General features: G+C 62.3%; 19 protein-coding genes and 1 riboswitch. Of the genes, 16 read left to right on the top strand and 3 right to left on the bottom strand.

The window, feature by feature from the left end:
- Positions 1-227: 227 nt before the first annotated feature.
- Together smc and ftsY are read left to right on the top strand one after the other, a co-directional pair.
- The gene (smc, locus tag ARUE_RS13110) at positions 228-3,806 is read left to right on the top strand and encodes a chromosome segregation protein SMC (RefSeq protein ID WP_187329961.1); all 3,579 of its coding nucleotides are present in this window, start codon (positions 228-230) and stop codon (positions 3,804-3,806) included.
- 20 nt (positions 3,807-3,826) lie between these two features.
- A complete protein-coding gene (gene ftsY, locus ARUE_RS13105) occupies positions 3,827-5,032 on the top strand; it encodes a signal recognition particle-docking protein FtsY (RefSeq protein ID WP_043470387.1) in 1,206 nt (401 codons plus the stop codon).
- Between the two features lie 66 nt (positions 5,033-5,098).
- On the opposite strand, the gene ARUE_RS13100 is transcribed toward ftsY, so the two are convergent.
- Positions 5,099-6,319, bottom strand: coding sequence for an MFS transporter (locus tag ARUE_RS13100; RefSeq protein WP_014922088.1), 1,221 nt, complete (start codon positions 6,317-6,319; stop codon positions 5,099-5,101).
- A gap of 264 nt (positions 6,320-6,583) precedes the next feature.
- On the opposite strand from ARUE_RS13100, the gene ARUE_RS13095 reads away from it, so the two are divergent.
- Together ARUE_RS13095 and ARUE_RS13090 are read left to right on the top strand one after the other, a co-directional pair.
- Complete coding sequence (locus ARUE_RS13095; RefSeq protein WP_014922087.1) at positions 6,584-7,912, top strand: ammonium transporter; 1,329 nt, start codon at positions 6,584-6,586, stop codon at positions 7,910-7,912.
- Entirely contained in the window at positions 7,909-8,247 is a 339-nt protein-coding gene (locus ARUE_RS13090) for a P-II family nitrogen regulator (RefSeq protein WP_011775128.1), read from the top strand. The genes ARUE_RS13095 and ARUE_RS13090 overlap by 4 nt, the downstream gene beginning before the upstream one ends.
- 70 nt (positions 8,248-8,317) lie before the next feature.
- On the opposite strand, the gene ARUE_RS13085 is transcribed toward ARUE_RS13090, so the two are convergent.
- Positions 8,318-9,856 (bottom strand): glucose-6-phosphate dehydrogenase, encoded by a 1,539-nt coding sequence (locus ARUE_RS13085; protein WP_014922086.1) that lies wholly within the window; start codon positions 9,854-9,856, stop codon positions 8,318-8,320.
- Positions 9,857-9,886: 30 nt separating this feature from the next.
- On the opposite strand from ARUE_RS13085, the gene ffh reads away from it, so the two are divergent.
- Complete coding sequence (gene ffh / locus ARUE_RS13080) at positions 9,887-11,467, top strand: signal recognition particle protein (RefSeq protein WP_011775126.1); 1,581 nt, start codon at positions 9,887-9,889, stop codon at positions 11,465-11,467.
- A gap of 104 nt (positions 11,468-11,571) precedes the next feature.
- The gene (locus ARUE_RS13075; RefSeq protein WP_014922085.1) at positions 11,572-12,294 is read left to right on the top strand and encodes an alpha/beta fold hydrolase; all 723 of its coding nucleotides are present in this window, start codon (positions 11,572-11,574) and stop codon (positions 12,292-12,294) included.
- Here the strand turns inward: ARUE_RS13075 and thiC are convergent.
- Positions 12,277-14,145, bottom strand: coding sequence for a phosphomethylpyrimidine synthase ThiC (gene thiC / locus ARUE_RS13070; protein ID WP_071162404.1), 1,869 nt, complete (start codon positions 14,143-14,145; stop codon positions 12,277-12,279). The two genes, ARUE_RS13075 and thiC, sit on opposite strands and share 18 nt — an antisense overlap.
- A riboswitch (TPP riboswitch) is annotated at positions 14,141-14,248 on the bottom strand. It overlaps the preceding gene by 5 nt.
- Positions 14,249-14,331: 83 nt before the next feature.
- On the opposite strand from thiC, the gene ARUE_RS13065 reads away from it, so the two are divergent.
- From ARUE_RS13065 to lepB (ARUE_RS13020), 10 genes are all read left to right on the top strand, one after another.
- On the top strand, positions 14,332-15,414 hold the full coding sequence (locus ARUE_RS13065; protein ID WP_014922083.1) for an amidohydrolase family protein: 1,083 nt from the start codon (positions 14,332-14,334) through the stop codon (positions 15,412-15,414).
- A gap of 79 nt (positions 15,415-15,493) precedes the next feature.
- Positions 15,494-16,366, top strand: a complete 873-nt coding sequence (locus ARUE_RS13060; RefSeq protein WP_014922082.1) for a VOC family protein — start codon at positions 15,494-15,496, stop codon at positions 16,364-16,366.
- A gap of 162 nt (positions 16,367-16,528) precedes the next feature.
- Positions 16,529-16,966: a hypothetical protein gene (locus ARUE_RS13055; protein WP_238324316.1), complete on the top strand. Its 438-nt coding sequence runs from the start codon at positions 16,529-16,531 to the stop codon at positions 16,964-16,966.
- 236 nt (positions 16,967-17,202) lie between these two features.
- The gene (rpsP, locus tag ARUE_RS13050) at positions 17,203-17,622 is read left to right on the top strand and encodes a 30S ribosomal protein S16 (protein WP_017199647.1); all 420 of its coding nucleotides are present in this window, start codon (positions 17,203-17,205) and stop codon (positions 17,620-17,622) included.
- A 1-nt stretch (position 17,623) separates the two neighbouring features.
- Positions 17,624-17,866, top strand: coding sequence for an RNA-binding protein (locus ARUE_RS13045; protein ID WP_011775119.1), 243 nt, complete (start codon positions 17,624-17,626; stop codon positions 17,864-17,866).
- A gap of 131 nt (positions 17,867-17,997) precedes the next feature.
- Entirely contained in the window at positions 17,998-18,552 is a 555-nt protein-coding gene (gene rimM, locus ARUE_RS13040) for a ribosome maturation factor RimM (protein ID WP_187329883.1), read from the top strand.
- A complete protein-coding gene (gene trmD / locus ARUE_RS13035; RefSeq protein WP_011775117.1) occupies positions 18,553-19,353 on the top strand; it encodes a tRNA (guanosine(37)-N1)-methyltransferase TrmD in 801 nt (266 codons plus the stop codon).
- A gap of 257 nt (positions 19,354-19,610) precedes the next feature.
- The gene (gene rplS, locus ARUE_RS13030; protein ID WP_014922079.1) at positions 19,611-19,964 is read left to right on the top strand and encodes a 50S ribosomal protein L19; all 354 of its coding nucleotides are present in this window, start codon (positions 19,611-19,613) and stop codon (positions 19,962-19,964) included.
- Positions 19,965-20,044: 80 nt separating this feature from the next.
- The gene (gene lepB, locus ARUE_RS13025) at positions 20,045-20,722 is read left to right on the top strand and encodes a signal peptidase I (protein WP_014922078.1); all 678 of its coding nucleotides are present in this window, start codon (positions 20,045-20,047) and stop codon (positions 20,720-20,722) included.
- A complete protein-coding gene (gene lepB, locus ARUE_RS13020) occupies positions 20,723-21,592 on the top strand; it encodes a signal peptidase I (RefSeq protein WP_014922077.1) in 870 nt (289 codons plus the stop codon).
- The last annotated feature ends 10 nt before the right edge of the window (positions 21,593-21,602 follow it).

Genomic DNA, 21,602 nt, shown 5'->3' with positions numbered 1-21,602 from the left:
GCGAATGAATGTTCCGAAGATCGGGACCGTATCCGGCAGTGACCGAACAGAAGTTCAAGCCGAAGCCGGATTACAGGAACAAATCCGCCAAGTAACCCTTGGCAGGAGTGTAGGGGTGTGGAATGCCGCCCGCAAGGGCTTCCGCCGTCAGATCCGCGGATTCCGCACAAACCGCAGTAGATTTAGTGGATACAGACACCCGGGCCACCCAGGAGAACCGAAGCGCCTTGCACCTGAAAAGTTTGACTGTCCGCGGATTCAAGTCGTTTGCGTCGGCCACGACCTTCGACTTTGAGCCCGGCGTCACTGCTGTCGTCGGTCCCAACGGGTCCGGTAAATCCAATGTGGTGGATGCCTTGGCCTGGGTCATGGGAGAGCAGGGTGCAAAAACCCTTCGCGGCGGCAAGATGGAAGACGTCATCTTCGCCGGCACCTCAGGCAGGCCGCCTCTGGGCCGCGCCCATGTCGCCTTGACTATCGACAACGCAGACAACGCGCTCCCCATCGAGTACAGCGAAGTCACCATCTCCCGCACTCTCTTCCGAACGGGTGGATCCGAGTACGCCATCAACGGAGCACCGTGCCGGCTCCTGGACATACAGGAACTCCTCTCCGATTCCGGTCTCGGCCGCGAAATGCACGTCATCGTGGGACAAGGCCAGCTGGACCGCGTACTCCACGCGACACCCGAGGACCGGCGCGGCTTCATCGAAGAGGCGGCAGGAATCCTTAAGCACCGCCGCCGCAAGGAAAAGACGGTCCGCAAGCTGGAGGCCATGCAGGCCAACCTCGCGCGCCTGGGTGACCTAACGGCGGAAATACGGCGGCAGTTGACTCCCTTGGGCAAGCAGGCAGAGATAGCCCGCCGTGCCCAAACAGTGCAATTCGACGTTCGGGACGCCCGCGCCCGACTCTTGGCGGACGAGCTCGTTCAACTGACAACCACCCTTGAAAAGGATGTTGCCGACGAAGCGGCCCTCCAGGAACGCCGCCAGGTGGTTGAGGCCGGGTTGGGTTCGGGGAGGCGACGCCAAGCTGCTTTGGAGCAGCAGGCCGCCGAAGCCACGCCGCGACTCAACGCCGCACGCGATCACTGGTACCAGCTCTCCGCAAACAGGGAGCGACTCCGCTCACTCGGATCACTGGCAACAGAACGCCGGCGACTCCTTGGCTCCTCAGAGGCGCCCCCGGATACTGGACGCGATCCCGAGCAACTCGAACGCCAGGCCGCGCGGGTCCGCGAGGAACAAGCTGCCCTTGAACACGACATTCTTGCCAAACAAGCCGCGCTCCTGGAAGCCACGGTAGCGAAGGACTCGGCCGAAGCACTCGCAGCCGCGGAAGACAAGCGCCTGACGGCCATGCTAAGGGCAGCCGCCGACCGCAGGGAAGGGCTGGCCAGATTGGCAGGCCAAGTGGCAGCGGCCAGATCCCGGGCTGAAGCTGCCGAAGCCGAGCGTGGTCGCCTCAGGGAATCCCTCGGTGCAGGTGACGAACGGCGCCGTAAGGCGCAAAGCGAGTTCACTGCCCTCGAAACACAGGTGGCGGGCGTTGAAGACGGCGAAGAGAGCCTCGACGCTGACTACGAGAATGCCAACGAGGTCCTGGATGCTGTCCTGGCGGAGATCGAGGAACTGAAAGCTTCCGAGCGGGAAGCTGTCCGTGAGCGGGACGCCCTGACGGCTCGGCGTGATGCACTTCAACTGGGGCTCAACCGCAAGGACGGGTCAGGAAGTCTTCTGACGGCTGAGGGCGTTCTTGGTTCATTGGCCGCGCTGATAACTATCGAGCCGGGATATGAGGCCGCCATAGCTGCCGCCCTGGGGAGTGCCTCGGACGCCTTGGTGGTCGCCGATACGGACAGCGCTGTAGCAGCCTTGCGTTTACTGAAGGATGACGACGCCGGCCGGGCAGCACTGCTTCTTGCCGGCGGTCCACCCGCCGAGGAAGACGTACGTGCCAACGCCGCGCTTCCCGCCGGTAGTCGCTGGGCAGCCGATGTGGTGAAAATCGCTGATCCCGCTGCTCAAGGTGCGCTCGCACTCTTGGCCCGTACCGCCGTCGTCGATGATGTGGAGGCGGCGGCAGACCTCATTGCGGAGCACCCTGGCCTCAGGGCTGTCACCCGTGAAGGTGACGTTCTGACCTCCCTGACCATCACAGGCGGATCGGCCACCGCGCCGTCACTGCTTGAGGTTCAGGCAGCAGTGGACGACGCCGTTGCCCGGCTCCAGGAGGTCACGGCCCGTCTGGAACGTGGACGCTTCGCCTTGGCCGGAGCTCAATCGCGCCGCGCCGAAGCGCAGGACCGCGCCGACGCCGCCTTGGAGCGGCTGCACGAATCGGATGCCCGGCTGGCGGCGGTCGCTGAGCGCTTGGGCCATCTTAACTCGGTTCTTCGCAGTGCTGTTGGCGAAAGCGAAAGGCTCGCTGCATCCATGGCCAAGGCTGAAGCCAACATCGCTGAAGCTCAACTGGACCTCGAGGTCGCGGCGGAGCGCCTTGCTGCGGCCCAGGAAGCTCCGGATGAGGAACCGGCCACGGATCAACGGGATGAACTGGCTGCCCACGCCAGAACCGCCCGGGCATTGGAAACAGAGGCCCGCCTCGCGCTCCGGACTTCGGAAGAGCAGTTGGGAGCAATCAGTAACAGGGCGGCATCTCTTGAGCGGGCAGCAGCAACTGAACGCCGTGCCCGTGAAGAGGCCGCTCGTCGGGCGCAACGCCGACGCGCCCAGGCGAATCGTGCGGCGGCAGTCGCGTCAGCGGTGGAGCAGACCCTCCGGTTCATCGATATTTCGGTGGATCTGGCCGGATATGATCGTGACCTTGCCGAGCAAAAGCGTGAGCAGCTGGAGAAGGAGCTCACTGAGGTCCGCTCCGGGAACGATGCCCTGGCCCGGGAGCTTGCCGAACTGACTGACTCGGTGCACCGGGATGAAATGGCCCGGACACAGCAGCGGCTCCGCATCGAGGCCCTGGAATCGCGGTCCATCGAAGAACTGGGCCTCTCCGCTGAACAACTCATTGCCGATTACGGTCCCGATCAACCGGTTCCACTGCCACCTGGAGCCACCACCGATAAGTGGGCTGAGCTTCGGGCGCCGGTTGATGAGAACGGCGAGGCCATCATCGAGGGAGTTCCGTTCGTCCGGGCAGAGCAGGAAAAACGGCTGAAGAAGGCCGAACGAGAACTTGCGGCGCTGGGCAAAGTGAACCCCCTCGCCTTGGAAGAGTTCGCCGCGCTGGAAGAACGGCACCAGTTCCTGAGCTCGCAGCTTGAAGACCTCAAATCCAGCCGCAAAGACCTGCTGGACATCATCAAAGAGGTGGATAACCGTGTCCAGCAGGTGTTCACCGAAGCCTTTGCTGATACTTCAGCGCAGTTCGACCACGTCTTTGCCCGGCTCTTTCCCGGCGGCGAAGGAAAGTTGGTACTCACTGACCCTGACGACATGCTCACCACGGGAATAGAAGTAGAGGCCAGGCCCGCTGGCAAGAAGATCAAGAGGCTTTCGCTGCTCTCCGGCGGGGAGCGCTCACTCACGGCAGTGGCACTATTGGTGGCGATCTTCAAAGCCCGTCCCTCGCCGTTCTATGTCATGGATGAAGTGGAGGCGGCGTTGGACGATACCAACCTGGGCCGGCTCATCACCATTTTTGAGGAACTGCGGGAGTCCAGCCAGTTGATCGTGATCACCCACCAGAAACGAACCATGGAAGTGGCCGACGCACTTTACGGAGTCACGATGCGGGGCGACGGCGTCTCCACCGTGATCAGCCAGAGGCTCGGTGCCGGGGCATAGCTTTATGAGAAGGTAGGGGAGTGAACGATTTCCTACCCATAATTCTGTCCATTCTCGCTGCGCTCGTAGTGGTCGGCGGACTCGCGCCGGTACTGATGAAAGCCCGGAAGACCGGCGCAAAGTACCCCGGAACACGTGACGCGAATGATCCCGTCCAGTCATCGGCAGCAGGCGGCGGAACCCTTGTGGAGGACCGCCCGGATGCGGTAAAGGCCCCGGCCCCGACCTTCGACGGAACCGTCGAGGACACGGACGTCCCGGATGACGCCGCCGGGCTCGAGACCATCGCCATCGATACACCGGCGCCGGTGGAGGGTCGCCTGACCCGTCTCCGTGCCAGGTTGATCAAGTCCAACAACATCCTGGGCAAGGGCCTCCTCGCACTGTTGTCAGGCGACAAGATCGACGAGAACGTGTGGGACGAGGTTGAAGAGACCCTCCTGCTGGCCGACCTTGGCACCGAACCCACCATGCAGCTGGTCGATGCTTTGCGGGAGCGCGTGAAGGTGCTGGGCACCCGCAGCCCCGAGGACGTCAAGGCGATGCTCCGTGAGGAGCTCATCAAGCTGGTGGATCCCGGCATGGACCGTTCGTTGAACGTCGAGCGCAAGGGTGACCGTCCCGCCGTCGTCCTTGTTGTTGGTGTGAACGGCGTTGGCAAGACCACCACCGTAGGCAAGCTGGCACGTGTGCTGGTGGCTGAAGACAAGGACGTGCTGTTGGGGGCGGCTGACACGTTCCGTGCGGCAGCGGCCGAGCAGTTGGCCACGTGGGGACAGCGCGTGGGTGTGCCCACCGTCAAATCCGATATCGACGGCGCGGACCCAGCTTCCGTGGCCTACGAGGCCGTGAAGGCCGGCATTGACCAGGAAGTCGATGTGGTCATGGTGGACACCGCCGGACGCCTGCAGAACAAGACCGGCCTGATGGATGAGCTCGGAAAGGTCAAGCGCGTCATCGAAAAGCTGGCCGAAGTGGATGAGGTCCTGCTGGTCCTGGACGCCACTACCGGACAGAACGGCCTCAACCAGGCGCGCGTCTTCGCGGAGGTAGTCAACATCACGGGCATCGTCCTGACCAAGCTGGACGGAACCGCCAAGGGCGGCATTGTTGTGGCCATCCAGAAGTCATTGGGGGTCCCGGTGAAACTCATTGGCTTGGGCGAAGGCCCGGACGACCTCGCACCGTTCGATGCCGAAAGCTTCGTGGACGCACTGCTTAACTAGCGCTGCCTGCCCAACTGACTGGCATTAGCGGTTGTTCCGAGCCCTCAGAGCAACCACTAATGCCAGTCAGTTTTTCGGTTTAAGCGGTTCGCGTGCCGGCAGCCACGCCGCGGCGGTAAGGAGGAGCACGCCTCCTGTGATGCCGAACGCCCAGCCGTAGCCAAGGCGGTCAGCGAGGAGTCCCGCCACGATGGGACCGACGATCGCGCCTGTGTCAGCCGCCATCTGGAAGATGGCGAGTACCTTCCCTCCCGAACGTCCCCGGCCGATAACATCGGCGACGGCGGCCTGTTGCGCCGGCCCCAGCAAACCGGAGCCGAATCCTGCCACAGCCGAAGCTATGAGGAATGCGGGCAGGTCTGATGTGAGGCCAATGACCCCGGTGGCCGCGCCTGTGATGACCAGACCGGGGATCAGCAAGGGCTTTCTTCCCCAAGCGTCCGCGAGCCGCCCGCTGAAGGTCAGCGCCAAGGCGTTGCCAACGGCAAAGATAGCCAGGGCCCAAGCGGCGGTCTCCGGCGCGGACTGCAGGACAGCAACGGCGAACAGCGGGATAGTGGCCATGCGGACGCCGAACGTCACCCAGCCGTTGCCGAAGCTCGAAAAAATGGCGGCACGGTACGCGGAGTCCGCCAGAGCTTCCTTCAAAGTCATTGCCGGGGCAGGTGCTGCGTCCTCCGCCGCATTGCCTTCCCCGCTGAGCATGGTGCGCACCACCAGGGCAGCCACCAACAACGCTCCGGCGTAGGCAAGGAAGGGCACCCGGAGGCCAAAGCCCGCCAGCAAACCGCCTACTACCGGCCCCAGGACGCTTCCGATCAGGAAAGCTGAGGCGTAAGCACCGGACACACGTCCCCGCCGTTCGGGTGGTGCGAGCCGGATGAGCAGTCCCATGGCGGCAACCGTGAACATCACCGAGCCGGCCCCGCCCAGACCGCGGAAGATCAGCAGTTGCCAATAGTCTTGGGCAAAGGCGCAAGCCGCCGTGGACACCGCCACGATCAGCAAGCCTGAGACGTAGACATTCCGTTCGCCAAAGCGTCCGATCAACGCGCCGCCTGCCGGGGCGAAGACCAGCCTCATGAAGGCGAAGATGCTGACAATCACTGCTGCAGCCGTGGCGCCGACGTCGAACGTTGTGGCGAACTGCGGCAGGACAGGAGCCACCAGACCAAAGCCCAACGCGATCAGGAAAGCCGCAGCCAACATCACCTTGATGTCGCGCGGAAGGGGAGCCTTCTCCGGCCTGATCCTTGGAGCTTTGACGGATCTGGGCGACTCGGTCATACGGTACTGGTCCTTCAGGTGGGATGTCTGGGGCTATTGGGGTGCGTGTGGTCGAAAACCGGGTATTTCCTGTGAAGTCCGACGCCTGAAACATATCCGTAACACCGGGGATATGCACCATTTACGTTGGGGAGGTTGTTGTAACGAGCCCGCAATGTAAAACCTGCGCAGGTGAAACACGGCGGCACAAAACTCTTAAGCAGGACGCAAACGGCGTCAGGACAGCGGTTGAACCGCAGATCTAGCAAGAGAGGAACGTGCACCATGGAACTTACCGCAGGTCACGTATGGGTCATGGTGGCGGCGGCGCTTGTGCTGTTCATGACACCTGGTCTGGCATTTTTCTACGGCGGCATGACACGCGCCAAGGCAGCCCTGAACATGATGATGATGAGCTTCATCTCCATCGGCATCGTGGGCGTCGTCTGGGTGCTGTGGGGCGCTTCGATGAGCTCCGGTGAAGGTTTCCTGCAGATCGTGGGTAACCCGTTTGCCACCTTCGGCCTGGAAGGCATTGACACCCCGGATGGCTTGATCAAGGTCGGCTACGCTTCCACCTTCGCCATCATCACGGTCGCCCTCATCAGTGGCGCGATCGCTGACCGCGCAAAGTTCGGCGCCTGGAGCATCTTCGTCCCGGTTTGGGTCACGCTGGTTTACTGCCCGCTGGCCTACATGGTGTGGGGCGGCGGACTCTTCGGCCCGGAAGGCGCTATCGGCAAGGCCCTTGGCCCGGCCATTGACTTTGCAGGTGGCACCGTGGTGCACATCAATGCCGGTGTAGCAGCCTTGGTCCTGGTCCTCATCATTGGTAACCGCCGTGGTTTCGGCAAGGACCCGAACCACCGCCCGCACAACATCCCGTTCGTGATGCTTGGCGCTGCAATCCTTTGGTTCGGCTGGTTCGGATTCAACGGCGGTGCAGCAACCACCGCTGAACAGGGTGGCCTCATCTGGATCAACACCCTCGCAGCACCTGCAGCAGCCATGATCGGCTGGCTCATCACCGAACGCATCCGCGACGGCCACCCGACCTCCCTCGGTGCAGCTTCAGGTGTGGTTGCCGGCCTCGTGGCCATCACCCCCGCCTGTGCAAACGTCAGTCCCATAGGTGCACTCGGTCTCGGCGTGGTTGCCGGTGTGGCGTCGGCCCTGGCCGTTGGCCTGAAGTTCCGCTGGGGCTTCGACGACTCGCTGGATGTCGTAGGCGTCCACCTTGTTTCCGGCATCATCGGCACCGTGGCATTGGGCTTCATCGCCCTGCCCACCGACGGCGTCGGTGGCGGCCTCTTCTACGGTGGCGGCATGGCCCAGATGTGGGCACAGCTCGCGGCAGCCGGTATCGCCATTGCTTTCTCGGCCATCATGACGGCCATCATCGCCTTCGCCATCCACAAGACCATGGGCTTCCGGGTCTCCACTGAGCAGGAGAACGTTGGCGTCGACCTCAGCCTCCACGCTGAGACGGCCTACGAATTCGGTGTCAACGGCCACGGCGGCAGCTTCCAGCCCCTGCACGAGGCGATGACTGGAAAGAGCGATCCCGCAGCAGCCAAGACCCCCGCAGAAGGCAAGGAGAGTGTCCAGGCATGAAGCTCATCACAGCGATCGTCCGTCCCGAAAAGCTTGAAGCAGTCCGGGAAGGCCTCGAATCATACGGGGTCCAGGGCCTGACGGTCAGCGCGGCCAGCGGGTACGGCCGTCAGCGCGGTTACACCGAGGTGTATCGCGGAGCCGAGTACAACGTGGATTTGCTGCCCAAGATCCGCATAGAGGTCCTCGCTACGGATGAGCAGGCAGACGACATCCTGGATGTCCTCATCGCCAGCTCCAACACCGGCCGCGCCGGTGACGGCAAGGTGTGGACCGTGGATGTCTACGAAGCAGTCCGGGTCAGGACCGGAGAGCGCGGCGCAGCCGCAATCTAAGTCCTCACCCACCACAGCGGGCCGGGTACCAGTCAAGGTACCCGGCCCGCTTTTGGTGTATCCGCTGACTTTAGTCCTCGACGTCGGTGGGCCAGTTCGCCGGCCCCGCGCTGCCGGCGTCGTACTCGTCCAAGGGGACGGTACCGCTCTCCCAGGCCCGAAGGACCGGCTCGATGATCCTCCAGCAGTCTTCAGCCGTGTCGCCACGGACGGACAGCAGCGGATCCCCGGTCAGGATGCCCTCCAGCACTTCTCCGTAGGGCAGCATGCCGGGTGCGTTGAGCTCGGCCACCAGACTGGCGCGGTCCAAGGTGAAGATGTCTCCGGGGCCGTTCACGTCGACGTTGAGTTGGAGCACGTCCGGACCGAAACCGATCCGCAGCTGGTTGGGGGAGTCCATACCGGAGAAGCCCTTTGGCAGATGAGGCACAGGGCGGAAGGTGATCACTGCCTCTTTGCGCCGGCGCCCCAGGGCCTTGCCCGATCGAAGGATGAAGGGGACGCCCTTCCATCGCCAGTTGTCGATGTCCACCCTGACCTCTGCGAGTGTTTCGGTATTTCGGGACGGGTCCACACCTTCCTCGGCGGCGTAGTCCGGTACCTTGCGTTCCCCGATGGTTCCCGCTGCATACCGGGCGCGCCGCGTCGAGCTGGTGTAAGGGGCCTTGATGCTGCTGGCCCGCAGGACCGTTGCCACGGCGTCACGAAGGTCCCGTTCCTCGATGGTGGCTGGGGCATCGATGGCGAGGAAAGCCATGATGTGCAGGAGGTGGCTCTGAATCATGTCGCGGAGCGCCCCGGCGGTGTCGTAATAGCGGGCCCGACCCTCGAGTGCCAGGTCCTCGTCGAAGATGACCTCCACTTTTTCGATGTGGTCCCGGTTCCACACTGGTTCCAGGAACCTGTTGGCAAAGCGGAGGCCCAGGATGTTCAGCACAGTGGCTTTGCCCAGGAAGTGGTCCACCCGGTGGATGTGATCTTCAGGCACCAAAGCGGCCAACGTCTTGTTCAACTCATGCGCCGATTCCGTGCCCGAACCGAAGGGCTTCTCCATGACCAAGCGTGTACCGGCGGGCAGCTGATCCCTGTGCAGGACCTCGCAAGCCTTCTGGCTGACGTGCGGGGGCAGGGCGAAGTAGATGGCAATAGGCCCCTCCAACGTCGCGAGCAGCTCCGCCAGGGGTCCGTCCGCCGTGACATCCACTTGGTGGTATTCCGTGCCGGCGGCAACGGCGGCCAAAGCAGCTTGCCCCGTGGCGTCGGCCCCGCGCACGGCAGTTTCAAAGGCGCCCTTGACTCTTTCCTGCCACTGTTCAGGGGACCAAGGGTCGGAGCCGGCTCCGACCAACCGAAGACCGGGAGCCCGGCCCGAAGCCAGTAGCCCGGCGAGTCCGGGAAGCAGCAGCCTGCCTGTGAGGTCCCCGGACGCGCCGAGGATGAGCAACGTTTTTACCGTCGTTTTGCTGGTCACTGTGCCAGCATGCCATCTTGCAGGTGCGACTTGGTACCCTAGATAGTCGAGTCCCCTTGTCGATTCAGATTTGTTGGGTTGAGACATTTTTATTTGGGGGCAATCGTCAAGACTCTGGCGTGCCGCATTGGCCGTCATTCGTAGACCATCGAAAGAAGTGCACGGCGCGTGTTCAATTCACTCTCTGACCGGTTGACAGCAACCTTCAAGAACCTTCGTGGCAAGGGCCGCCTCACCGAGGCTGATGTCGATGCCACCGTTCGGGAGATTCGCCGTGCCCTCTTGGATGCGGACGTTGCCGTATCCGTGGTCCGCGAGTTCACTGGCCGTATCCGCGAACGTGCCCTCGGCGCCGAAGTCTCGGGAGCATTGAACCCGAGCCAGCAGATCGTGAAGATCGTCAACGAGGAACTCAAAGAGATCCTTGGTGGCGAAACCCGCCGCATCCGCCTGGCCAAGACCGGCCCCACCATCATCATGCTTGCCGGCCTCCAAGGCGCCGGTAAGACCACCCTCGCCGGCAAGCTGTCCAAGTGGCTCAAGGCACAGGGCCACAGCCCCATGTTGGTGGCCTGTGACCTTCAGCGCCCCAATGCAGTGACCCAGCTCCAGGTTGTCGGCCAGCGCGCGGGCGTTCCCGTGTTTGCTCCGCACCCCGGTGCTACGTCCGAGCTCGAGCACCCTGCCGGTGACCCGGTAGCCGTCGCCAAGGCCGGTGTTGAGGAAGCTCGCCAGAAGCTGCACGACGTCGTGATCGTTGACACCGCCGGCCGCCTTGGCGTCGACGCCGAAATGATGGACCAGGCCCGCCGCATCCGTCAGGCGATCATCCCCAACGAGGTCCTCTTCGTCATCGACTCCATGATCGGCCAGGACGCCGTCAACACGGCGATGGCTTTTGATGAAGGCGTCAACTTCACGGGCATCGTGCTGTCCAAGCTCGACGGCGACGCCCGCGGCGGTGCCGCGCTTTCGGTAGCGTCCGTGACCGGTAAGCCGGTGATGTTCGCGTCCACCGGCGAAGGCCTGGACGATTTCGAGCTCTTCCACCCAGACCGCATGGCCTCCCGCATCCTGGACATGGGTGACGTCCTCACCCTGATCGAACAGGCGGAAAAGGCGTGGGACAAGGACGAAGCCGCCCGGATGGCGAAGAAGTTCGCTGACCAGGAAGACTTCACCCTGGACGACTTCCTCGCCCAGATGCAGCAGATCCGCAACATGGGCTCCATGAAAAAGATGCTCATGATGATGCCGGGTGCGCAGAACATCCGTCAGCAGCTGGAGAACTTCGACGAAAAAGAGATCGACCGCGTCGAGGCAATCGTCCGCTCCATGACTCCCCACGAGCGTGTGGCTCCGAAGATCATCAACGGCTCACGTCGCGCCCGTATCGCCAGGGGCTCCGGTGTGCATGTGTCCGAGGTCAATGGCCTGCTGGAGCGGTTCGCCCAGGCCCAGAAGATGATGAAGAAGCTCGCTCAGGGTGGCGGCATGCCGGGAATGCCCGGAATGCCGGGCCTCGGAGGCCCCGGTGGCGGACGCAAGGGCGGCAAGAATGCCCCGAAGAAGAAAGCACGCTCCGGCAATCCCGCCAAGGCAGCCCAGGAACTTCGCGATGCCGAAGCCAAGCGGGCAAACGCAGCCTCGGCGGCACCCACGGGTGCGGCTTTCGGCCAGGGCGCAGCAGACTTCGACCCGTCATCGCTCAACCTTCCCAAGGGCTTCGACAAGTTCCTCGGCAAGTAAACGTTGCAACCCGACTGGCTGACATTAGTGGTTGTTTTGAACACTCAAAGCAACCACAAATGTCGGTCAGTTGGGATGTCAGAGCCGTGGAATAGGCTGAACCAATGCATAAGCAGCGCGTAGTCTTCGTCCACGGTTTGGGCAGTTTCGGTTCAGCCGCATGGCCGAAGCAACATGGCATGGCCCTTGCTTATGACGCACTCTTCCTTCGGCGGCACGGCTTTGATGCCGTCACCGAACCTCTGGAGTCCAACGTCGCGGCGGACGTGGCCATCCTGATCAACGCGCTGGTGGACTCCGGCGGCGGCCACGTCGTTGCCCACGAACAAGGCGCTATATCCGCCATGCTTGCCGCCGTCGAGCGCCCCGATCTGGTGCACTCGCTCTCCCTGGTAGAGCCGTCCTGCTTGTCTCTGACCGCTGAGCTTCCGGCGACTGCTTCCTACCGGGCCCTCATGGAACCGCTGTTCGACGTAAGAAACCAGCTCAACGACGCCGACTACCAGCGCGAGTTCTACCGGCGTGCTTTCTCGGCCGAAACCGGCGGGCTGGACACCCCGGAGGCCCGGCGGTCAGCCCGCAGGCTCCGGCTCCAAGCACCGCCATGGGATGCCCCGCTCCATATCGTGCCGGGCGTTCCCACACTCGTCCTCACGGGAGGTTGGGAGCCCTTGTATGAGGAAATCGCCGGCTATCTGCAGGAAACCGGTGCCCTCCGCCGCGTAGCAGCGGGAGGACACCGGCCCCAGGATTCCGTTGACGGAGATCAGGCTATCCGCTCGTTCATCGCGGATGTCGGCCGGGCTATGTCAGTTCAAGCTTCCTGAGCGGCTGACGCCCTGGTTTGCCGGGACCTGAAGCTCCGGCAGGTACACCTTTCCACCTGAAGCCAGGAACTCCTCGCTCTTTTCCCGCATGCCGCTGTACATTCCAGCGATGGCCGCCTGCGATTCTGCCGAACCATACTCGTCACGGATGTCCTGGCTGATGCGCATCGAACAGAACTTGGGTCCGCACATGGAGCAGAAATGGGCGGTCTTCGCCGGTTCGGCGGGCAACGTCTCATCATGGAAGGCCTCGGCAGTCACGGGATCGAGGGACAACGCGAACTGGTCGCGCCACCGGAATTCAAACCGCGCCTTGGAAAGTGCATCATCACGTTCATGAGCCCCCGGATGTCCCTTGGCGAGGTCCGCAGCGTGCGCCGCGATCTTGTAGGTGATGACGCCCGTTTTGACGTCGTCCTTGTTGGGAAGCCCCAGATGCTCCTTCGGGGTCACATAACAGAGCATGGCCGTGCCGTAGCGTGCAATTTCCGTGGCGCCGATGGCCGAGGTGATGTGGTCATAGCCGGGGGCGATATCGGTAACCAGCGGACCCAACGTGTAGAACGGCGCACCCTTGCACAGTTCCTGCTGGCGCTCCACATTTTCACGCACCAGATGGAAGGGAATGTGCCCCGGGCCTTCCACCATGACCTGCACGTCGAACTCCCACGCCCGTTGTGTCAGCTCAGCGAGCGTATCCAGCTCGGCGAACTGCGCGGCGTCGTTCGCGTCGGCGATGGAACCGGGGCGGAGCCCGTCACCCAGGGAAAACGCGACATCGTATTTGGCGAAGATTTCGCACAACTCGTCAAAATGCGTGTACAGGAAGTTCTCCTGGTGGTGCGCCAAGCACCAGCCGGCCATGATCGAACCGCCGCGGGACACGATGCCCGTGACCCGGTTGGCGGTCAACGGCACGTACCTCAGCAGAACGCCCGCGTGGATGGTCATGTAGTCCACGCCCTGCTCGCATTGCTCGATCACGGTATCGCGGAAGATTTCCCACGTCAGCTTGTTGGCCTCGCCGTTCACTTTTTCCAGCGCCTGGTAGATAGGGACTGTTCCGATCGGAACGGGGGAGTTGCGGATGATCCATTCGCGCGTCGTGTGGATGTCATCTCCCGTAGAGAGGTCCATCACTGTGTCAGCGCCCCACTGGGCTGCCCACTGCAGCTTGTCCACCTCCTCGGCGATGGAGCTGGTGACTGCAGAGTTTCCGATGTTGGCGTTGATCTTCACCAAGAAAGCCTTGCCAATGATCATCGGCTCGGATTCGGGGTGGTTGATGTTGTTCGGGATAATCGCTCTTCCCGCGGCAACTTCGCTGCGGACAAGGTCAACATCGCAGTTTTCCCGCAACGCGACGAACTGCATTTCAGGAGTCACAACTCCCTGCTTCGCGTAGTGCATCTGCGTGACGGCCCTACCCTCGACGGCGCGGCGCGGCACAGGTTGCGCGCCCTTCCACTCCGCTGACGCTGCTCCACGCCGAACCGCGGACTTGCCGTCGTCGAGTAGGTTTCGTTCCCGACCAGAATAGGCCTCCGTGTCTCCGCGGGCTTCGATCCACGGTGCACGGAACGGCTCCAACCCCACCACCGGATCGCTGCCCGGGCCTGCTGTTCGGTACACCTGCAAAGGGGGATTGGCTTGCCCGTTGGGGGAGGGCTCCAAAGCGATCTCCGTGACGGGGACACGTATGCCGTTGTCGCGGTCTTCCAGCCACGCCAACGTGTGGGACTTCAACGATTGCGTGACGGGCTCAGGAGCGTTTTCGCTTGCGTTGATCTGGTTTTGGCCTGCGTTGATCTGATTTTGAACAGGGCTGTGCTGTGTTTCTGCGGTGCTCAAGGGAATACTCACTTCCTTCGCCGGCATTACCCGGACAGGTTCAACGGTCGCAGACTGCATCAGTCCGATCTCAGCCCCTGCAAGGGCTCCCGTGTGGTCGTAGACGAAGCTACCACAGCTCCCGGCGGGCTCCCAGTCACATGAGTACAGCAGGCTCTGGCGAGCCACCGCAGCTACGCTTTTGCCATGGCCAACATCATCGAATTCAGTGGACCCGTGCTCGTCTCGGCGGACGAAGAGCGCCGCGGGCTGTGGTCCATCGACGGCAAACTGACGTTTGAACGTCCCCTTGCCTCGCCGGACAAGGTATTGGATGGCTGGGTCCTGCCGGGTTTTGTTGACGCACACTGCCATATCGGACTCGGCGTTGGAGGAGCGGTTGACGAGCAGGCCACGCTTGCCCAGGCACAAGCAGACCTCGTCGCCGGGACGCTGCTGATCCGCGATTGCGGATCGCCCTCAGACACCCGCTGGGTACAGCAGCGATCGGACTTGCCCCGGTTGATCCGGTCAGGCCGGCATATCGCGCGGAGCCGACGTTACCTCCGCGGGTTGGGCCACGAGATTGAGCCCGGCGACCTCGTGGAGACCGTCCGAAAGGAAGCCCGCGACGGCGACGGCTGGGTAAAGCTGGTGGGTGACTGGATCGATCGCGGCGTTGGCGATCTCGCTGCCTCTTTCCCGGCGAGGATCGTGAGGGACGCCATTTCGGCCGCGCATGATGAAGGTGCCAGGGTCACGGCTCACTGTTTCGCCGAGGACACCATCGACGACATGCTTGATGCCAATATCGACTGCATAGAGCACGCCACCGGTCTCCTGCCGCGACACCTTCCCCGCTTGGTGGAACAGTCAGTGCCGATCGTTCCCACCTTGGTCAACATCGCTACTTTCCCGGATATAGCAGCCCAGGCCGGGCAGAAGTTTCCGGAGTACGCGGACCATATGACCCGTCTCTGGGAGGGGAGGCGTGAGCGTGTGCTTGAGGCCTTCGAGGCGGGTGTTTCCATCTATGCAGGCACCGACGCCGGCAGCGTGATCAAGCACGGCAGGATTGCCGACGAAATGAAGGAACTGCACGACGCCGGCCTGCCGCCGGCGGCGGTCCTGGACGCCGCCGCGTGGAGTGCCCGTCCATGGCTGGGAGCCGACGGCATCAGCGACGGGGCGAGTGCCGACGTCGTGCTGTGCAGTACCGATCCACGGCGCCACCTGGAGACAGTGCTCGAACTAAAGCACATCGTCCTGCGAGGCGAGTTCGTACGTTAGGAATAAATTGAAGCTTCAAGTAATTTAGTAAGGTAAGCAGGGTACCGAAAGGCGGCATCCTCAAAACCGGGAGCTTCACATGACCACCACCTCCAGCCAGGATCTTCTTCCCGCCGAACTCACCATGGGCACCGTCATGCTCAAGGTCGGCGACATGAAGGTCATGAGTGACTATTACCAGCGCGCCCTGGGGCTGGACGTCGTGGCCGAGCAGGATGGCGGGCTCTATTTGGGACGCGTAGGTAAGCCCGTTGTCCATCTTGCGCCGGCGGTTGGCTTGCAGATACCGGGGCGGGGGGAGGCTGGCCTGTTCCACACAGCCATCCTGTTCCAGGATCAGCCCTCACTGGCCGCAACCATCGCCACGGCCGCTGAATATGAGCCCCGGGCGTTCGCGGGCAGCGCCGACCACCTGGTCAGCGAAGCGTTCTACTTCACTGACCCCGAAGGCAATGGAATCGAGCTTTACTACGACAAGCCGCGTGAACTCTGGCAGTGGGATGGCAAGAATGTAGTGATGGACAATGTGGCCTTGCCGCCGCAGCGCTTCCTCCAGCAGCACCTGAGCGAAGCTGCCGTAACGGGGCAGCGGGAGGCCGCTGCCGGCGTTGGACACGTGCACCTGCAGGTGGGCGACGTGGAGACTGCGCAGAAGTTCTACGTTGAGACCCTTGGCTTCGAGCGGACTGCAGGCTGGCATGGTCAGGCGCTGTTCGTTTCCGCCGGCGGCTACCACCATCACATGGCGATGAACGTTTGGAACAGTCGCGGAGCCGGACCCCGGAAGGACACGCTCGGCCTGGGTGAAGTCTTGATCGAAGTCCCCGGCAGTGAAGACGTAGCAGCGCTGGCGGATCGCCTGAAAGTTGCGGGTGTGCAGAATCATCACACCGGAGCTGAGCTTCAGTTTGAGGATCCTTGGCGGAACAAGCTGCGGGTCGCCGCCAAATAAGCCACGGCCACCTGTTAAGCCGCGGCCACCTGCTAAGCCGTGGCCACCCGCGCCTGATCCGCTGGCCCCCTCCCGCTGCATTAGGCTGGGCAGTGACGGCACGGAGCCGATATGGATTCCGTGCCGCCGCCCCGTCAGCACGAAGGAATGAGAGTACTTTCCATGGGCTTTGCCGAAATTTTTGTAGCCACCCACGATGAAGCACTCAAACGGGCAGCTGCCCTGGAGAAGGGCGCGGATGTGACCGGCCCGGCCGTCAGGATTGACGGCATTACCGACTTCGAAGTCGAACAGTTGGGCGACCTCGCAGGACAGGCTGTCCACGCCGCCGGAGCTGACTACGAGCTTGCCCTGGTTGATGTGACGAGTGACGCACTTCTGGGGGTTCCCGAAGCCATGGTGCGGGCCCTTGCTGAACTGCTGACTTATGAGAGCGAAGGCGACGCGAACGTTCTCGACGACGTCGCTGCTGCCTGGGCCGCGCAGGACGACATGCCTTTCGATGCCGCCCAGTCACGCCAGTACGTCCAACAGCTCGCTGCCCTCGCGACGGACGTGGAGAAGGCTGAGCGCACGGGCCTCTATGTGTGGTCTGAGTAACCCACCGATCCGGTTTTGGCCGCACGTTCAACCCCGGGGAGTGAGGAAGAACACGCCGCCCCGCGTGGCCTAAGTCGTATTTGCTCCGGGCATCTGGCACAATAGACAGGTACTCGATCGGTGCGGCCCCTCTCTCCGTGCTCGTATCTTGTCCTTCGAACCGTCAAGTATGGCCCGCCCCACGGGTGCAGAACGTCGGGTTCAACCTCGTTTCAGAAACAGGAGTGACCACAAAAGTGGCCGTAAAGATTCGCCTTAAGCGCTTCGGTAAGATGCGCGCACCGTACTACCGCATCGTCGTCATGGATGCCCGCGCCAAGCGCGATGGCCGTGCCATTGAAGAAATCGGCAAGTACCACCCCACCGAAGAGCCGTCGTACATCGAGGTCGCTTCCGAGCGCGCCCAGTACTGGCTTTCCGTTGGCGCCCAGCCGACCGAGCAGGTCGCCGCGATCCTCAAGATCACCGGTGACTGGCAGAAGTTCAAGGGCCTGCCGGGCCAGGAAGGCACCCTGAAGACCAAAGCTCCGAAGGAAGCCTTCGTAGCCCCGGAGAAGGGTTCCGTCATCATTCCGGAAGCCATCACCAAGAAGGCCAAGAAGGACGAAGCCGAAGCTCCGGCCGAGGCTGAAGCAGAGACCACCGAGGCTGAGTAAGTTGCTGGCAGAAGCGCTCGAGCACTTGGTCCGTGGGATTGTTGACAGCCCTGAGGATGTCAAGGTCAGTGCCAAGAACAATCGCCGCGGGGAATCCCTCGAGGTGCGTGTTCACCAGGAGGACCTCGGACGGGTGATCGGCCGTCAAGGACGCACCGCACGTGCATTGCGCACAGTGGTTGCAGCTTTGGCTGGTGGCGAGCAGGTCAGGGTCGACGTCGTCGACACCGACCGTCGCCGGTAACGCGCTCAGCACTACTTGTCTTAGATCCGGCCCCTTCACCGAATATGGTGGAGGGGCCGGATTGCTTTATCCACAATTTACTGTCCGTTGCTGCCCGGCAGCGCGGGCACTACAAGAATTCAGAGGAACCCATGCAGCTCCAGGTGGCCCGGATCGGCAAACCCCATGGCATCCGCGGCGAGGTGACGGTGCAGGTACTCACCGACGCACCCTCCGAGCGATTCGTCGCCGGAACCGAGTTCGTCGTGGAGCCCGCCTCCGCCGGCCCGTTGACCATCCGGAGCGCCAGGTGGAACAAGGACATCCTCCTGCTTGGCTTTGAGGAAATCGCCGACCGCAACGCTGCCGAAGTCATCCGTGGAGCGAAGCTTTTCATCGAAACCGAGGAGCTCAGCGACGAAGATGACGATGAAGGCTGGTACGAGCACGAGCTCGTTGGCTTGGAGGCCCGCGTTGGTTCACAGGTAGTGGGCAAAGTAGCAGCGCTCAGCACCCTGCCGGTCCAGGACCTGCTCACGGTGACGACAGAGGAGGGCAAAGAAATTCTCATTCCCTTCGTTGACGAAATCGTGCCGGAGGTCAATGTGGAGGGCGGGTACATCCTCATCACCCCACCATCTGGCCTGTTTGAGATCAACGACGAGAACGCCAAGGAGCCCAAGGACGGCGCCGGGGATGATGCCTGAATGAGGATCGATGTTGTCAGCATTTTTCCTGAGTACCTCGCCCCGCTGGAGCTGTCACTCATAGGCAAGGCCCGCCAGGACGGATTGTTGGAGCTCAACGTCCACGATCTTCGCACCTTCACCACGGACAAGCACCGGACAGTGGATGACACGCCGTATGGTGGTGGCGCTGGAATGGTGATGAAACCGGAACCATGGGCACAAGCCCTCGAGTCGGTTGCCGCCGCCCGCGAAAACTCCAAGCCGGTGCTGATTGTTCCCTCGCCGGCAGGGGAGAAATTCAACCAGGCCTTGGCATATGAACTCGCAGAGGAAGAGCAGCTCGTCTTCGCCTGCGGACGCTACGAGGGCATCGACGAACGCGTCATTGATTGGGCTCAGGATCACTTCAGGGTCCGGCCTGTCAGCCTCGGTGATTACGTCCTCAACGGCGGAGAAGTGGCCGTGTTGGCCATGGTCGAAGCCATTGGCCGCCTCCTTCCCGGTGTAGTCGGAAACCCCGAATCCTTGGTAGAGGAGTCCCACTCCGATGGTCTCCTGGAGTATCCCGTTTACACCAAACCGTCAGCGTGGCGAGATCACGACGTCCCGCCGATCCTCCTTAGCGGCAACCACGGCAAGATTGCACAGTGGCGGCGCCACGAGCAGTTCCGCCGGACGGCTGAGCGCAGGCCGGACCTTATGGAAGGGCTCGACGCCGGTGTGTTGAGTCGCGCGGACCGGCAGGCCCTCGCGGACCTCGGGTACGACGTCGTTGATGGCCGCCTCCGTGCCAAGCCCGGCGGCGACACCGAAAACTAAGTCCACCTCCCGCCGTCGAACGTTGCTGCAGTTGGCCTGATGGTGGCGACTATGGCAGAATTAACCCTTGTGTCTGCTGGGCTGACACCTGCCACAGGGGGAGTTCAGCCAACAGTCGGACAACCCGGCGACGCCAATCAGTGGCGGAGCTGGACACTAAGAAACTTCGGCGGAGATTTCCGGTTGGCTTTCGTGCCCCGGGCTTGTCCGCCGTAACCCAAAGTGAATGACCTGTGGCGTTCACCAGGAGTGGATTAATGCATATCCTCGATAGCGTAGATGCAGCCTCGCTGCGTAACGATGTTCCGGAGTTCCGCGCGGGCGATACCCTCAAGGTTCACGTCAACATCATCGAAGGCAAGAACTCCCGTGTCCAGGTATTCCAGGGCTTCGTCCTGGGCCGCCAGGGTGACGGCGTTCGCGAAACCTTCACCGTGCGTAAGGTTTCCTTCGGTGTCGGCGTAGAGCGTACCTTCCCGGTACACTCCCCGATTATCGACAAGATCGAGGTCGTCACGAAGGGTGACGTCCGCCGCGCGAAGCTTTACTACATGCGTGCACTGCGCGGTAAGGCTGCGAAGATCAAGGAAAAGCGCGACTTCGCCAAGTAAGTCCTGCGACTTACGCAACGGGTCCAGGATTCGTGCCCGGTAGTTCCGGAGCAATCCGCAACGCAACAGGGATACGAGTCATGGACACATCAGAACGCCAGCCCCGTAAACAGGGCTGGCGTTTTGTTTTGCTCGCACTGGTGTTGGCCGTAGCGATCAGTGGCTTGGTCCGTTCCTTGTGGCTGGATGTCTACTACATTCCGTCCGAGTCCATGGAACCCCTCCTCGGAGAAGGGGACAGGATCCTGGTATCGCGGACGGCCTTCAACGACGAGCCGATTCGCCGCGGGGACGTAGCGGTCTTCGATGGCCGCGGTTCCTTCGCACCCCTGAGCAGCGGACAAGGCCCGTTTGTTGATGCGGTGTCGGCTGCGAGCCAATGGTTCGGGCTGACCGGCAGCGACACCACCTACGTAAAGCGGGTCATCGGGGTTGGAGGAGACCAGGTTAAGTGCTGCGACGCAGCAGGACATCTCACGGTGAATGGCCAGATTCTTGAGGAACCATATTTGTATCCGGGGGATGACCCCAGCGATCAGAAATTCGACGTCGTAGTTCCTGATGGCCGCCTCTGGCTGATGGGTGACCACCGTTCACGTTCTGCTGACTCCCGTGGACTGCTGGGAGCCCCGGGCGGCGGTATGGTTCCGGTGGAACGCGTTATAGGCCGTCCGGTCCAGATCGTCTGGCCACTTGATAGATTTGCAGAGATGCCTCGCTCAGCGCAGGCCGAACCATCATCGAAGAACGGACAGTAAATGCCGGACAAAGCTCCAGAGAATCCCGAGCGGTACGACGACGACGCCCGGTTCTCGGACGGAACGGCAAGTGCCGCCGGCGTGGCGGAGCCCCGCCCGGTTGACGACGTCGCATCTGGTTCGCGAGATGGGGCGGACGGGCCGCGTTCCCGGGATTCCGAAGGTGGATCCCACGCAGCCGAGAAACCGCGCAAGAACCCGGTGTTCGTATGGGTCAAAGAGATTGTCACAGTGGTGGCCATTGCGCTGGTTTTGTCCTTCCTTCTCAAGACCTTCCTGTTCAGGGCGTTTTACATTCCGTCCGAGTCCATGGAAAGCACTTTGGACGTCAACGATCGCATCTTCATCAACCTCTTGGTGCCTGGGCCTTTCGACCTGGAACGCGGGGACGTTGTGGTCTTCAGGGACGCTCAGGCCTGGCTACCGCCCGTGGCCAAGAAGCCGGCCGGACCCATGGACTGGGTGGGGGACGGCCTGGAGTTCGTCGGTTTGGCTGCTGATGACAATGATCAACATCTTGTTAAGCGAATCATCGGGCTCCCGGGCGACAGGGTTTCCTGTTGCGACGCTGAGGGCCGTCTTTCGATCAACGGTGTGCCGGTCAATGAGACGTATATCAACCCGGCAGAAGTACCTTCTCCGCAGCCTTTCGACATCGTTGTTCCGGAAGGAAAGGTGTGGGTGATGGGCGACAACCGAAACCATTCCGAGGATTCCCGGGCGCACCAGGAGGTCAATGGTGGTTTCATTAACATTGAGGATGTTGAAGGCAAGGCCACCGTCATTGCCTGGCCGATCAACCGTTGGACCATCCTCGATAACTACCAGGACGTTTTCCGTGACGTCCCTGAAGGTACCCCTACCAAGTAAGGCAACACCG

Origin of the sequence: Arthrobacter sp. Rue61a, assembly GCF_000294695.2 — a bacterium.
GTDB lineage: Bacteria > Actinomycetota > Actinomycetes > Actinomycetales > Micrococcaceae > Arthrobacter > Arthrobacter aurescens_A.
The sequence above is the reverse complement of the archived record's forward strand: the minus strand, read 5'-3'. Positions and strand labels throughout refer to the sequence as shown.